The 12116-nt window shown below is 73.6% G+C and carries 14 protein-coding genes; 11 read left to right on the top strand and 3 right to left on the bottom strand.

The features are described from left to right. Positions 1-14: 14 nt before the first annotated feature. From OG937_31385 to OG937_31400, 4 genes are all read left to right on the top strand, one after another. The gene (locus OG937_31385) at positions 15-1262 is read left to right on the top strand and encodes an NYN domain-containing protein (protein ID WUD75878.1); all 1248 of its coding nucleotides are present in this window, start codon (positions 15-17) and stop codon (positions 1260-1262) included. A 55-nt stretch (positions 1263-1317) separates the two neighbouring features. Continuing rightward, the gene (locus OG937_31390) at positions 1318-2337 is read left to right on the top strand and encodes an ABC transporter ATP-binding protein (GenBank protein ID WUD75879.1); all 1020 of its coding nucleotides are present in this window, start codon (positions 1318-1320) and stop codon (positions 2335-2337) included. 202 nt (positions 2338-2539) lie between these two features. After that, a complete protein-coding gene (locus OG937_31395; protein WUD78948.1) occupies positions 2540-3256 on the top strand; it encodes an ABC transporter permease in 717 nt (238 codons plus the stop codon). Between the two features lie 112 nt (positions 3257-3368). Further along, entirely contained in the window at positions 3369-3932 is a 564-nt protein-coding gene (locus tag OG937_31400; protein ID WUD78949.1) for an ABC transporter permease, read from the top strand. Positions 3933-4088: 156 nt separating this feature from the next. Here OG937_31400 and ybaK read toward each other — a convergent pair whose 3' ends face one another. The 3 genes from ybaK to OG937_31415 form a co-directional block, all read right to left on the bottom strand. Continuing rightward, positions 4089-4589, bottom strand: coding sequence for a Cys-tRNA(Pro) deacylase (gene ybaK / locus OG937_31405; GenBank protein WUD75880.1), 501 nt, complete (start codon positions 4587-4589; stop codon positions 4089-4091). Positions 4590-4606: 17 nt separating this feature from the next. After that, on the bottom strand, positions 4607-5314 hold the full coding sequence (locus tag OG937_31410) for an LON peptidase substrate-binding domain-containing protein (protein WUD75881.1): 708 nt from the start codon (positions 5312-5314) through the stop codon (positions 4607-4609). A 118-nt stretch (positions 5315-5432) separates the two neighbouring features. After that, positions 5433-7004: an oxidoreductase gene (locus OG937_31415; GenBank protein WUD75882.1), complete on the bottom strand. Its 1572-nt coding sequence runs from the start codon at positions 7002-7004 to the stop codon at positions 5433-5435. Between the two features lie 130 nt (positions 7005-7134). Between OG937_31415 and hisD the strand changes: the two genes are divergently transcribed. Genes hisD through OG937_31450 form a run of 7 tightly spaced genes read left to right on the top strand, consistent with a single transcriptional unit; the run spans position 7135 to position 12111 of the window. Further along, a complete protein-coding gene (gene hisD, locus OG937_31420) occupies positions 7135-8457 on the top strand; it encodes a histidinol dehydrogenase (GenBank protein ID WUD75883.1) in 1323 nt (440 codons plus the stop codon). Continuing rightward, the gene (locus OG937_31425) at positions 8454-9554 is read left to right on the top strand and encodes a histidinol-phosphate transaminase (GenBank protein ID WUD75884.1); all 1101 of its coding nucleotides are present in this window, start codon (positions 8454-8456) and stop codon (positions 9552-9554) included. Before hisD ends, OG937_31425 begins: the two co-directional genes overlap by 4 nt. Positions 9555-9558: 4 nt before the next feature. After that, positions 9559-10152 (top strand): imidazoleglycerol-phosphate dehydratase HisB, encoded by a 594-nt coding sequence (gene hisB, locus OG937_31430; protein ID WUD75885.1) that lies wholly within the window; start codon positions 9559-9561, stop codon positions 10150-10152. Continuing rightward, positions 10152-10304: a hypothetical protein gene (locus tag OG937_31435; GenBank protein ID WUD75886.1), complete on the top strand. Its 153-nt coding sequence runs from the start codon at positions 10152-10154 to the stop codon at positions 10302-10304. Before hisB ends, OG937_31435 begins: the two co-directional genes overlap by 1 nt. A 13-nt stretch (positions 10305-10317) precedes the next feature. Then, complete coding sequence (gene hisH / locus OG937_31440; protein WUD75887.1) at positions 10318-10968, top strand: imidazole glycerol phosphate synthase subunit HisH; 651 nt, start codon at positions 10318-10320, stop codon at positions 10966-10968. Between the two features lie 13 nt (positions 10969-10981). Beyond that, positions 10982-11716: a bifunctional 1-(5-phosphoribosyl)-5-((5-phosphoribosylamino)methylideneamino)imidazole-4-carboxamide isomerase/phosphoribosylanthranilate isomerase PriA gene (gene priA, locus OG937_31445; protein ID WUD75888.1), complete on the top strand. Its 735-nt coding sequence runs from the start codon at positions 10982-10984 to the stop codon at positions 11714-11716. Then, entirely contained in the window at positions 11713-12111 is a 399-nt protein-coding gene (locus OG937_31450; GenBank protein ID WUD75889.1) for a RidA family protein, read from the top strand. The genes priA and OG937_31450 overlap by 4 nt, the downstream gene beginning before the upstream one ends. The last annotated feature ends 5 nt before the right edge of the window (positions 12112-12116 follow it).

Below are 12116 nucleotides of genomic sequence, written 5' to 3' on the forward strand. Positions count from 1 at the left end.
AGAGGGTGAGACCGATGGACCGCTGCGTCGTCCTCGTGGATGCCGGCTACCTGCTCGGGGCTGCCGCGAGCCTCCTCGCCGGAGAGCCCTCCCGGTCCAGGATCACGGTCGACCACGCCGAGGTCGTCGCGGGTCTGCGGGAGCGCGCCGAGAAGGAGACGGGCCAGCCGCTGCTGCGGATCTACTGGTTCGACGGCGCCCCCGACCGCGTCCCCCAGCCGGAGCACCGGCGACTGCGTGTGATGCCCCGGGTGACGGTCCGCCTGGGCGCGCTGACCCGGACCGACGGCCGCTGGGCGCAGAAGGGCGTCGACGCGGCCATGCACGCCGAGCTGTCGGAGCTGGCCCGCAACCGCGCCTGCTCCGACGTCGTCCTGGTCACCGGCGACGGCGACCTCCTGCCCGGCATGATGTCGGCGAAGGAGCACGGCGTCGCCGTCCACCTGTGGGCCGTGCAGGCCGCGGACGGCGACTTCAACCAGTCCGAGGACCTGGTCGCCGAGGCCGACGAGCGGCGCGTGCTGGACCGGGAGTGGATCACCCGGGCCATCCACGTGCGCGAACCCGCCGGGGTCTGCGCGCCCCTCACCCCGCGGCCCGAGATCGCCGCGATCCTGTCCGCGCCGCTGCCCGAGACCACCCGCGGCGCCGAGCCGCAGCCCGCGGCGGACCAGCCCGCGGAGCCGGCCGCCGTCGCGCCCCAGGTCGTCACCGTCGAGCGCAACGGCACCCGCCCGAGCCCCGAGGCGCCCGCCGCCGCGACCGGCAAGGGCATGGTGCCCACCCCCAAGGACGTCGCCGGCATCGTCCACCGCGGGCACTCCGCCCCGCACCCCGCCTCCCCGTCCGCCACCGGGGCCACCCTGCGCTGGTCCTCCGACCGCGGGCTGGTCGGCGGCGCCGAGGCCGCCGACGCGGGCCTGCCCACGCTGGCCCAGCTCACCAGCCCCGAACAGCGCTGGGCGGACCGCGAGGAGGACATCACCGCCGTCAGCGGCGACCCGTACGAGGTCGGCCAGGTCTTCGCCCGCCGCTGGATCGGCCGGCTCACCGACACGTCCCACCTCCAGGTGCTCTCCGCCGAGTACCCGCGCGTCCCGCACCGCATCGACGGCGAGCTGCTGCGCTACGCCGCCCGGTTCGGGTTGCTGGCCCACAAGGACGACCAGATCGACGAACACGACCGTTACGCCATCCGGGCGGGCTTCTGGCGCGAGATCGACGCCCGCGCGGTCGTCGCGAGGGCCTCTGCGGGGGAGTGAGCGCGCCCGGACCCGACCCTGCGGCACGTCCCGGCCGGGATGCAGCGTAGGCTCGATGCTCGTGAGTACGGGCACGGAACAGGGCGCCACCACGCGGACGGCGATGGTGGTGACCGTGCGCGGGCTGGTGAAGAGCTATCCGGGCGGGCGGGGGCGGCGCGGCGCCGCGAGCCCCCCGGTGCGCGCCAACGACGGCATCGACCTGGACATCCGGGGCGGTGAGATCTTCGGGCTGCTCGGCCCCAACGGTGCCGGGAAGACCACCCTGGTACGCCAGTTGACGGGGCTGCTGCGCCCCGACGCGGGCACCGTCCAGCTCCTCGGGCACGACCTCGTCCGGCACCCGGAGCGCGCGGCGCGGCTGGTCGGCTACCTCGGTCAGGAGTCGAGCGCGCTGGACGAGCTGACCGTCGCCCTGGCCGCCGAGACCACCGGACGGCTGCGCGGCCTGGACGCCAGGGCCGCGCGCGCCGAGCGGGACGCCGTCCTGGAGGAACTGGACCTGACGGCCCTGGCCTCACGGCCGGTGAAGAGGCTGTCGGGCGGGGAACGGCGGCTCGCCTGCTTCGCCGCCGCCCTGGTGGGCGAGCGGCCGGTGCTCGTGCTGGACGAGCCGACCACCGCCATGGACCCGGTCGCCCGGCGGGCGGTGTGGGCGGCGGTCGACCGGCGGCGCGCCGAACGCGGCACCACGGTGCTGCTGGTCACCCACAACGTGATCGAGGCGGAGACCGTACTGGACCGGGTCGCGGTCATCGACGACGGCCGGGTCATCGCCTGCGACACCCCGGCCGGGCTGAAGGCACTCGTCGCCGACGAGGTACGGCTGGACCTGGTGTGGCGGGACGCGCCCCCGCTGGCGGTGCCCGCCGTGGCGGCCCTGCGCGACGCCGCCCACGTCACCGGGCGCCGCTGGACGCTGCGGCTGCCGCAGCAGCGGGCCCGTTCCGTGGTCGCCGAGCTGACCGGCGGCCCGGCCTTCGGCGCGCTCGACGATTTCACCCTGACGGCGCCGAGCCTGGAGGATGTCTACCTGGCGCTCGGCGGTCGCCGGAAGGGACTGGTCAAGGCGTGAACGGCGGCAACGGCGGAGACGTGACCCTGGACGTGGACCGGAACGTGGACCTGGACGTGCGCGGCACCGCGCAGCGGGGCGGCGTGGAGTGACGATCATCTCCACGGGAGCGGACACCCGGACGGCGGCACCGGCGGCGCCCGCCGCCCCCCTCGGCGAGGCGGCCGCGACGCTCGCCCCGCGCGCCCGGCTGCTGCCGGCGATGGCGGCGGTGTACCGGGCGCAACTGTCCCGGGCGAAGGTCGCCCGGATCCCGCTGCTGTTCGTGGCGACCTTCCAGTCGGTCGGCATCATGATCATGATGCGTGGCGTCGTCGACGGCGGCCCGGCCGCGCGCGCGGTGGTCGCCGGGTCGAGCGTGCTGGTCGTCGCCTTCGTGGCGCTGAACCTGCTGGCCCAGTACTTCGGGCAGCTGCGCGCCTCCGGCGGGCTCGACCACTACGCCACCCTGCCGGTGCCACCGGCCGCCGTGGTGCTGGGCGTGGCGGGCGCGTACGCGTCCTTCACCGTGCCCGGGACGCTCGTGACGGCGGGCATCGGCTGTGCGCTGTTCCAGCTGCCATTCGCCCACCTGTGGATCCTCGCCGCGGTCATCCCGCTGGCGGGGGCCGCGCTGTCCGGGCTGGGCGCGGCGCTCGGGCTGCTCGCGCCGCGCCAGGAGCTGGCCACCCTCGCCGGTCAGCTCGGCATGTCCGCGGCGCTGCTGCTGGGTGTGCTGCCGGCCGGCAACCTCCCCCAGCCCATCGGCTACGTACGGGACCTGCTGCCCTCCACCTACGGCGTGGAGGCCTTCATCCGCAGCTTCGACGCCCACCCCGACTGGCTGGCGATCACCACCGACCTGTCGGTGTGCGCGGCCGTGGGCCTGGTGTCGCTGGCCGTGGCCACCTGGGCCTACCGCCGGGCGGCCTGTCGGTGACCCGTGGGTGTGGTGCCGGTGAGGTGCCGGTGCCGCGTGCCACGGACGGACCTGGCACGATGGCAGGGTGACCGCACCCCTGACCCCCCATGATCAATGGCCGCCCGCGCCGCTGCCGCCGTTCCCGCAGCAGGAGAGCCGCATGGATCCCGTCCGGGAGCTCAAGAGCGGCGCGCTGACCGCGGTGCTCGTGGCCGTGGCGGGCGTGGTCCTCGGCCTGCTGTGGCTGTGGCTCGCGCCACGGATCCCGCTGGTCTCCGACGGCAAGGCGGTCTACCTCAAGGACACCGAGGGGGAGCAGGCGATCGGCGCCGACGGCGTCTTCGTGCTGCTCGGGCTCGGCATCGGGGTGCTGACCGGGGCCGTCGTCTTCTGGCGCAACCGGCGCGGGGGCGTCGGCGTCGTCCTCGGCATGGCGGTGGGCGCGGTACTGGGCTCCCTGCTCGCCTGGCGGCTGGGCACCTGGCTCGGCCCCACCAGCGACCTGATCGCGCACGCCAGGGCGGTCGGTGCGAAGAAGGTGTTCGACGGCCCCCTCGCACTGCAGGCCAAGGGCGCGCTCCTGGCCTGGCCCACAGGGGCCGTCCTCACCCATCTGCTGCTCACCACGGGTTTGGGCCCGCGCGACGAGCAGCCCCCCACCGTGCAGTGGACGCCGCCGCCCCCGGGCGCGTGACCCGGGGCCCGGAGGTCACGCCGGGCGCCTGCCGTGGTTGGCGTTGCGCTTCTTGATCCGCCACTTGCGCTTGCGGGTGCGCTTGGACATCGGGCCTCCCCTGAACCGGGTGTGCTTCCCGGCAGAGTGCGCCCGTACGGCCCCGCCGTCCAGGGGTCAGGCGCGACCGATCGGCGCGACGACCGCGTCCGTGAGCCGCACCAGGTCCTGCGGCGCCAGCTCGACCTCCAGGCCGCGCTTGCCCGCCGAGACGAAGACCGAGGGGTGCTCCAGCGCGGAGGCGTCCACCACGGTGCGCAGCCGCTTGCGCTGCCCCAGCGGGGAGATGCCGCCCCTGACGTATCCGGTGGTCCGCTCGGCGGCGGCCGGATCCGCCATCCCGGCGCGCTTCCCGCCGGCCGCGGAGGCCAGCGCCTTGAGGTCCAGTGAGCCCGCGACGGGGACGACGGCGACGGTCAGCGCCCCGTCCACGTCGGCGACGAGGGTCTTGAACACCCGGTCGGGGGAGGTGCCCAGCGCCTGCGCGGCCTCCTCCCCGTAGCCGAGCTCCGATGCGGGGTCATGCGCGTACGCGTGCACGGTGAAGGCGGCACCCGCCTTCTCCAGGGCGACGGTGGCGGGCGTGCCGCCGGAGGATGACTGCTTCTTCTTGGCCATGGCGCTGTGAGGATACGTCAGTTCGGGCTCGGGACCTGCCGGGTCAGGTCCACGGCGGGCAGGGTGCCCAGCTTGTTGATGACGGCCGCCTCGCGGCGCAGCAGCCGCAGTTCCCGCTCCAGCCGGGCCGCGGTGTCCGGGGCCTCCAGCAGGGCCTGCTTCTCCGGGGTCTCGGCGACGGTCGCGGCCGCCACCAGGTACGACAGCACGGTCGGGTCGTCCGGCAGCTCCTGGCTCCCTGCCAGGCTCCGCTCCCGCGCCCCCGCCAGCCGCTTCTGGTAGGTGCGGAAGGCCCGCGCCACGTCGGCCGCCAGCGCCCCCGACCCGGTGCCGGGCTCCTCCGGGACCTCCTCGACCTCTCCGACCAGGTACGGGCCGGAGGCGTCCACCGACAGCAGCCGGAAGCGCGTCGTACCGGTCGCCACGACGTCGAAGCCGCCGTCCTCGCGCTCCCCGATCGTCGCCGCGTCCGCGATGCAGCCCAGCGCGTACAGCGCCCCCGACAGGTCCGGCGCGTACCCGGCCGCGGCCTCCTGCGCCCCGGCGGGGGCGACCTCGTGGCCGTCCCGGATCGCCACGACGCCGAAGGTGCGCGGCGCGTCCTCCGGCAGGGCCAGCAGGTCGCGGAAGAGCGCGCGGTAGCGCTCCTCGAAGACGTTCAGCGGCAGCACGAGGCCCGGGAAGAGGACGGAGCCGAGCGGGAAGAGCGGAAGACGAGCGGTCACGGTCAGCAATCCTAGGGCCTGCGGCGTTCACCCCCATCGTCGTCCTCGTCCCGCACCACCCGTTTTCGCCCCGGACGGCCCGTATGCGGTCATCGCCGGGCCCGCCGCCGCGACGGCGTCAGCCGCGGCGCAGGAGGCGGGAGGCGCCGGCGGCGACCGTGGTGGCGAGGATCCAGCCGAGCATGCTGAGGACCGCGGCGGCCCATTGGGCGTTGCCCGTCAGGCGCCAGGCGTTGTCCTGGCCGAGGTTGATGACCGGCAGGAGCAGGTCGAGGGCGAAGAGGGAGGGGTTCCAGTCGGGGAAGGCGCCGCCGTCGACGGGATCGGGCCTGCCGTGCGCGGTGAAGAAGACCGCGCCGAAGGCCCAGAGCAGCGCCATCCATATGGCGGCGCGGCCCGGGCGGTAGCCGTAGCCGACGGTCACGTCCTGCAGGTAGCCCCACAGCTTGCCCGCGAGGGGGAGGGTCTCGCGGCGCCGGCGTTGCTTGGCCAGCAGCACCTCGCGGGCGTCGGCGTCCTCGCCGCTCGCGCGCAGGGCGGCCGACAGGTGCTCGTACGGCTCGGGGCTGTACTCCGGGGTGGCCGCGGCCAGCCAGGCGATCCGGGCGCGCAGCGGGAAGGCGCCCTCGGGGCTGAGGGAGCCGTAGGCGAAGCCGGTCAGGTCGAGACCGCCGGCGTCGGGCCAGCAGGTACGGCTGTCCGTGAGGTTGCCCACCCGCGCGCCGGCCAGCGAGATCGTCCCGGTCGGCGGCTGGTCGAGGGTGAGCCGCAGCTCGGGCGTCTGGATCCGGCGCAGCGACAGCTGCTGGCCGCCGGTGAGCCGGAACCGCGCCTGGTGGATGATCACCGCGTTGCCGAACCGGCCGTCGTCCAGCCGCACCCCGCCGTCCGAGCTGAAGCGCCGGGTGCGCACGCCCAGCGGCGGGGTGCCGCCGCCGGAGCCGCCGGTGCCGACGTAGCCCGCGCTCAGGTAGAGGGTGTGCTCGACGGTGACCCGGGCCGCGTTGAGCGCGTAGCGCCCGTACGGGTTGTGCAGCCGGCTGCCGCGCAGGCTGAGCCGGCCGCCGATGCGGGCGCTGCGCAGGCTGATCTCGCCGGTCGCCTCGATCAGTTCGGCCTCGACGTCCTGGGCGACGCTGAGCCCGTCGGCCGCCAGCGCCCGGCCGTGCCGGTCCTTGCGCAGGGTGATCTGGTTGAGCAGCAGGTCCGTGCCGATGTGGGCGTCGGTGAGCCGTATCCCGCCCTCGATCGTGCACTGCGGCAGGTGCAGGTCCCCCGAGGTGTGCAGACGGGCCGCCTCCAGCCGCGGTATGGCGCAGCGCACCATGCGCAGGGTCGTGAAGCTGCACTCCGCGAGCAGCACCTGCTGCTCGAAGCGGCAGTCGTGCAGCTCCACGTACGGCACCACCGTGCCGCCCGAGAGGTTGAGCTGCCCGCTGATCTGGGCCCCGGACAGCTTCACGCACGACACGCGCCCCGAGGCGGCCTGCGGCCCGTCAAGCAGCAGCTTGGCGATCACCTCGGCCCGTACCGTGCGGTCCGGTCCCCAGAAGCGGTCGGCGGCCGGGTCGTCCCGCTCCGGGATCCCGGTGCGCAGGTCGTACAGCTCTCCCCGGCGGAAGGCCTCCCACAGGCCCTGCTCCACAGCGCTCCAGTCGTGCGGCGGCGCGACGTCCGACGGCTCGGTCACCGGTTTCCCTCCCGTGGCTGGCGACGACGACGGAAACGCTAGCCCGGGAGATCATGGGACGGGGCCCGTACGCGTATCACGGACTGATACTCGACGAAGGCCGTGAGGGCGGTTCTCTACACTTGGGAGGGTGATCTCCCGAATCGATCTGCGCGGCGACGCCTTCCCGGCGGACGGCGTCGACCGCGACCTGCTGCCCCGTGCCGAGCTCGACGTCGAGGCCGCACTGGAGAAGGTGCGCCCGATCTGCGAGGACGTGAAGCATCGTGGCACCGCGGCACTGATCGACTACGCGGAGAAGTTCGACGGCGTCACCATCGACCGGGTGCGCGTTCCGGCCGAGGCGCTGACCCGGGCCCTGGCGGAGCTGGACCCGAAGGTGTGGGCCGCGCTGGAGGAGTCGGTCCGCCGGGCCCGGCTCGTCCACGGCGAGCAGCGCCGCACCGACCACACCACGCAGGTCGTGCCGGGCGGCACCGTCACCGAGCGCTGGGTGCCGGTGGACCGCGTGGGCCTGTACGTGCCCGGCGGCCGCTCGGTCTACCCGTCCTCCGTGGTGATGAACGTGGTGCCCGCGCAGGAGGCCAAGGTCGGCTCGATGGCCGTCGCCTCCCCGCCGCAGAAGGAGTTCGGCGGGCTCCCGCACCCGACGATCCTCGCCGCGTGCGCGCTGCTCGGCGTGGACGAGGTGTACGCCGCGGGCGGCGCCCAGGCCGTCGCGATGTTCGCCTACGGCACCGAGGAGTGCCGTCCGGTGAACATGGTCACCGGGCCCGGCAACATCTGGGTCGCCGCCGCCAAGCGCCTGCTCAAGGGCCGCATCGGCATCGACGCGGAGGCCGGCCCGACCGAGATCGCCATCCTCGCCGACGCCACCGCCGACCCGGTGCACGTCGCCGCCGACCTGATCAGCCAGGCCGAGCACGACCCGCTGGCCGCCGCCGTCCTGGTCACCGACTCCGTGGACCTCGCCGAGGCGGTGGAGAAGGAGCTGGTGACCCAGGTCGCCGCGACCAGGCACGTCGAGGACCGGATCGCCCCCGCGCTGTCCGGCCGCCAGTCCGGCATCGTCCTGGTCGACGGGATCGAGCAGGGCCTGCAGGTGGTGGACGCCTACGCGGCCGAGCACCTGGAGATCCAGACCGCGGACGCCGCCGCCGTCGCCGCCCGGGTGCGCAACGCGGGCGCGGTCTTCGTCGGCGCGTACGCGCCCGTCTCGCTCGGCGACTACGCGGCGGGCTCCAACCACGTCCTGCCCACCGGCGGCTGTGCCTGCCACTCCTCGGGCCTGTCCGTGCAGTCCTTCCTGCGCGGCATCCACGTCGTGGACTACACCCGCGAGGCGCTCGCCGAGATCGCCGCGCACGTGGTGACCCTGGCCGACGCCGAGGACCTGCCCGCGCACGGCGCCGCGGTCCGCGCCCGATTCGATTGGACGGTACCGGGTCCGTGACCGGCATCGACGACCTGCCCATCCGGGACGAACTGCGCGGCATGTCCCCCTACGGCGCCCCGCAACTCGACGTCCCCGTACGCCTGAACACCAACGAGAACCCCTACCCGCTGCCCGAGGCGTTGGTCGAGCGGATCGCCGAGCGGGTCCGCGAGGCCGCCCGCGACCTCAACCGCTACCCCGACCGGGACGCGGTGGAGCTCCGCACCGAACTGGCCGGGTACCTGACCCGCACCGCGGGCCACGAGGTGGGACTCGCCAACGTGTGGGCCGCCAACGGCTCCAACGAGGTCATCCAGCAACTGCTGCAGACCTTCGGCGGCCCCGGGCGCACCGCGATCGGCTTCGAGCCCTCGTACTCCATGCACGGGCTGATCTCCCGTGGCACCGGCACCGGCTGGATCTCCGGCCCGCGCCGCGAGGACTTCACCATCGACGTGGCCGCCGCCGCGCGGGTCATCGCCGAGCAGCGGCCGAACGTGGTCTTCATCACCTCGCCCAACAACCCGACCGGGACCGCCGTCGCCGCCGACACCGTCGTGGCGCTGTACGAGGCCGCCCAGGCCGCCCGTCCCGCCCTGGTGGTGGTCGACGAGGCGTACGGCGAGTTCAGCCACGGCCCGTCCCTGCTGCCGCTGATCGAGGGCCGCCCCAACATGGTGGTCAGCCGCACCATGTCGAAGGCCTTCGGCGCGGCCGGCCTGCGGCTGGGCTACCTCGCCGCCGACCCGGCGGTGGTGGACGCCGTCCAGCTGGTGCGGCTGCCGTACCACCTGTCGGCCGTCACCCAGGCCACCGCGCTGGCCGCCCTGGAGCACACCGATACGCTGCTGGGGTACGTCGAGCAGCTGAAGGCCGAGCGGGACCGCCTGGTCGGCGAGCTGAGGGCGATCGGCTGCGAGGTCACCGACTCCGACGCCAACTTCGTCCAGTTCGGCCGCTTCGAGGACAGCCACCGCGCCTGGCAGGCGATCCTCGACCGCGGCGTGCTCGTCCGCGACAACGGCGTACCGGGCTGGCTGCGGGTCACCGCGGGCACCCCGGCCGAGAACGACGCGTTCCTCGAAGCGGTACGCGAGCTGAAGAAGGAGCAGTAACCACATGACCCGCGTCGGCCGCGTGGAGCGCACGACCAAGGAGACGTCCGTCGTCGTCGAACTCGACCTCGACGGCACCGGCAGGACCGAGATCTCCACCGGAGTCGGCTTCTACGACCACATGCTCGACCAGCTCGGCCGCCACGGCCTCTTCGACCTCACGGTCAAGACCGAGGGCGACCTGCACATCGACACCCACCACACCATCGAGGACACCGCCCTCGCGCTGGGCGCCGCCTTCAAGCAGGCGCTCGGCGACAAGGTGGGCATCTACCGCTTCGGCAACTGCACCGTGCCGCTGGACGAGTCCCTCGCCCAGGTCACCGTCGACCTGTCGGGCCGCCCGTACCTGGTGCACACCGAACCCGAGAACATGGCGCCGATGATCGGCTCCTACGACACGACGATGACCCGGCACATCCTGGAGTCCTTCGTCGCCCAGGCGCAGATCGCGCTGCACGTCCACGTGCCGTACGGGCGCAACGCCCACCACATCGTGGAGTGCCAGTTCAAAGCGCTGGCCCGGGCCCTGCGCTACGCCTCCGAGCGCGACCCGCGCGCCGCGGGCATCCTCCCGTCGACGAAGGGCGCCCTCTGATGAGCAAGCCGGCCGTTCTCTTCATCCTGCTCGGTCTCTTCCTGGCCGGCGGGGTGTATTCCTTCTGGAAGCAGAAGATGCCCAAGAGCGTCGTCGTGCTGCTCGGTGTCGGCTCCGCCATGTCGCTGGCGGCCGGCCTGCTGCGGCTGTAGGGGGTTCCGGCAGATGAGCAAGGCCGCCAAGAAGGTCGTGGTCCTCGACTACGGCTTCGGCAACGTCCGTTCCGCCGAGCGCGCGCTCGCCCGGGTCGGCGCGGACGTGGAGATCACCGCCGACTTCGACAGGGCCATGAACGCCGACGGGCTGCTCGTCCCCGGTGTCGGCGCCTTCGCCGCCTGCATGGCGGGGCTGAAGGCGGTGCGCGGTGAGTGGATCATCGGCCGCCGGCTGTCGGGCGGCAGGCCCGTGATGGGCATCTGCGTCGGCATGCAGATCCTCTTCGAGAAGGGCGTCGAGCACGGCGTCACCACGGAGGGCTGCGAGGAGTGGCCCGGCACCGTGGAGCCGCTGCGCGCACCGGTCGTGCCGCACATGGGCTGGAACACCGTCAAGGCGCCCGAGGACTCCCGGCTGTTCGCGGGCCTGGACGCCGACGCCCGCTTCTACTTCGTGCACTCCTACGCGGTGCGCAGCTGGGAGCTGGAGACCGCCAACCCCGGCATCCGGGTCCCGAAGGTCACCTGGGCCACGCACGGCGAGCCCTTCGTCGCGGCGGTGGAGAACGGTCCGCTGTGGGCCACCCAGTTCCATCCGGAGAAGTCCGGCGACGCCGGCGCCCAGCTGCTGACCAACTGGCTCGACACCTTCAAGGACTAGGACGTACGCCGCCATGAGCACGACGCACCGCCTCGAACTCCTTCCAGCCGTCGACGTCCGCGACGGCCAGGCCGTCCGCCTCGTCCACGGCGAGTCCGGCTCCGAGACGTCCTACGGCGACCCGATGGCCGCCGCCCTGGCCTGGCAGCAGGCCGGTGCCGAATGGCTGCACCTGGTCGACCTGGACGCCGCCTTCGGCACCGGGGACAACCGGGGGCAGATCGCCGAGGTCGCCCGCTCCATGGACATCAAGGTCGAGCTGTCCGGCGGCATCCGCGACGACGGGACGCTGGCCGCGGCGCTCGCCACCGGCTGCACCCGGGTCAACCTCGGCACCGCCGCCCTGGAGACCCCGGAGTGGGTCGCCAAGGTCATCGCCGAGCACGGCGACCGGATCGCGGTCGGCCTGGACGTCCGCGGCACCACCCTGCGCGGCCGCGGCTGGACCCGCGACGGCGGCGACCTCTACGAGACGCTGGCCCGCCTCGACTCCGAGGGCTGCGCCCGCTACGTCGTCACCGACATCAACAAGGACGGCACCCTCCAGGGCCCCAACGTCGAGCTGCTCAGGAACGTGTGCGCCGCGACCGACCGGCCGGTGGTCGCCTCCGGCGGTGTCTCCTCCCTCGACGACCTGCGGGTCCTCGCGACTCTGGTCCCGGAGGGCGTCGAAGGCGCCATCGTGGGTAAGGCCCTGTACGCCAAGGCGTTCACCTTGGAAGAGGCTCTGGAGGCTGTGTCGCGATGACCCAAACCCCTGCCGTACGGCGTGTGCAGAGCGACAGCCCCTGGGAGGAGCAGTTCGGTTTCGCACGTGGCGTCGAGGCGGGGGACCGGGTCCTCGTCGGCGGCACGATGCCGTTCGTCGGCGCCATGCTGTACGGCGAGGGCGACCCGTACGAGCAGGCCAAGACGGCGTTCACCAACGCGCTCGGCGTGCTGGAGGAGTTCGGCCTCGGCGCCGAATCGGTCGTCCGCACCCGCATGTACCTCACCCACGCCCGCGACGTGGACGCGGTGGGCCGGGCCCACAAGGAGTTCTTCGACGCCGTGCGACCCACCGCGACGGTGGTCGTCGTCTCCGGTTTCGTGGACTCCCGGGTCCTGGTCGAAGTCGAACTGGAAGCATTCCGAGGAGCTTGAGCACC

It is taken from the genome of Streptomyces sp. NBC_00510 (assembly GCA_036013505.1).
Classification (GTDB): Bacteria; Actinomycetota; Actinomycetes; order Streptomycetales; family Streptomycetaceae; genus Actinacidiphila.

What these genes read in the sequence shown, in the direction of transcription:
- OG937_31390 (WUD75879.1), top strand. Translation starts at nt 1,318, where the DNA reads ATGCTCGTGAGTACGGGCACGGAACAGGGCGCCACCACGCGGACGGCG.
- OG937_31435 (WUD75886.1), top strand. Translation starts at nt 10,152, where the DNA reads ATGAGCAAGCCGGCCGTTCTCTTCATCCTGCTCGGTCTCTTCCTGGCC.
- hisH (WUD75887.1), top strand. Translation starts at nt 10,318, where the DNA reads ATGAGCAAGGCCGCCAAGAAGGTCGTGGTCCTCGACTACGGCTTCGGC.
- OG937_31395 (WUD78948.1), top strand. Translation starts at nt 2,540, where the DNA reads ATGGCGGCGGTGTACCGGGCGCAACTGTCCCGGGCGAAGGTCGCCCGG.
- ybaK (WUD75880.1), bottom strand. Translation starts at nt 4,589, where the DNA reads ATGGCCAAGAAGAAGCAGTCATCCTCCGGCGGCACGCCCGCCACCGTC.
- priA (WUD75888.1), top strand. Translation starts at nt 10,982, where the DNA reads ATGAGCACGACGCACCGCCTCGAACTCCTTCCAGCCGTCGACGTCCGC.
- hisB (WUD75885.1), top strand. Translation starts at nt 9,559, where the DNA reads ATGACCCGCGTCGGCCGCGTGGAGCGCACGACCAAGGAGACGTCCGTC.
- OG937_31450 (WUD75889.1), top strand. Translation starts at nt 11,713, where the DNA reads ATGACCCAAACCCCTGCCGTACGGCGTGTGCAGAGCGACAGCCCCTGG.
- OG937_31385 (WUD75878.1), top strand. Translation starts at nt 15, where the DNA reads ATGGACCGCTGCGTCGTCCTCGTGGATGCCGGCTACCTGCTCGGGGCT.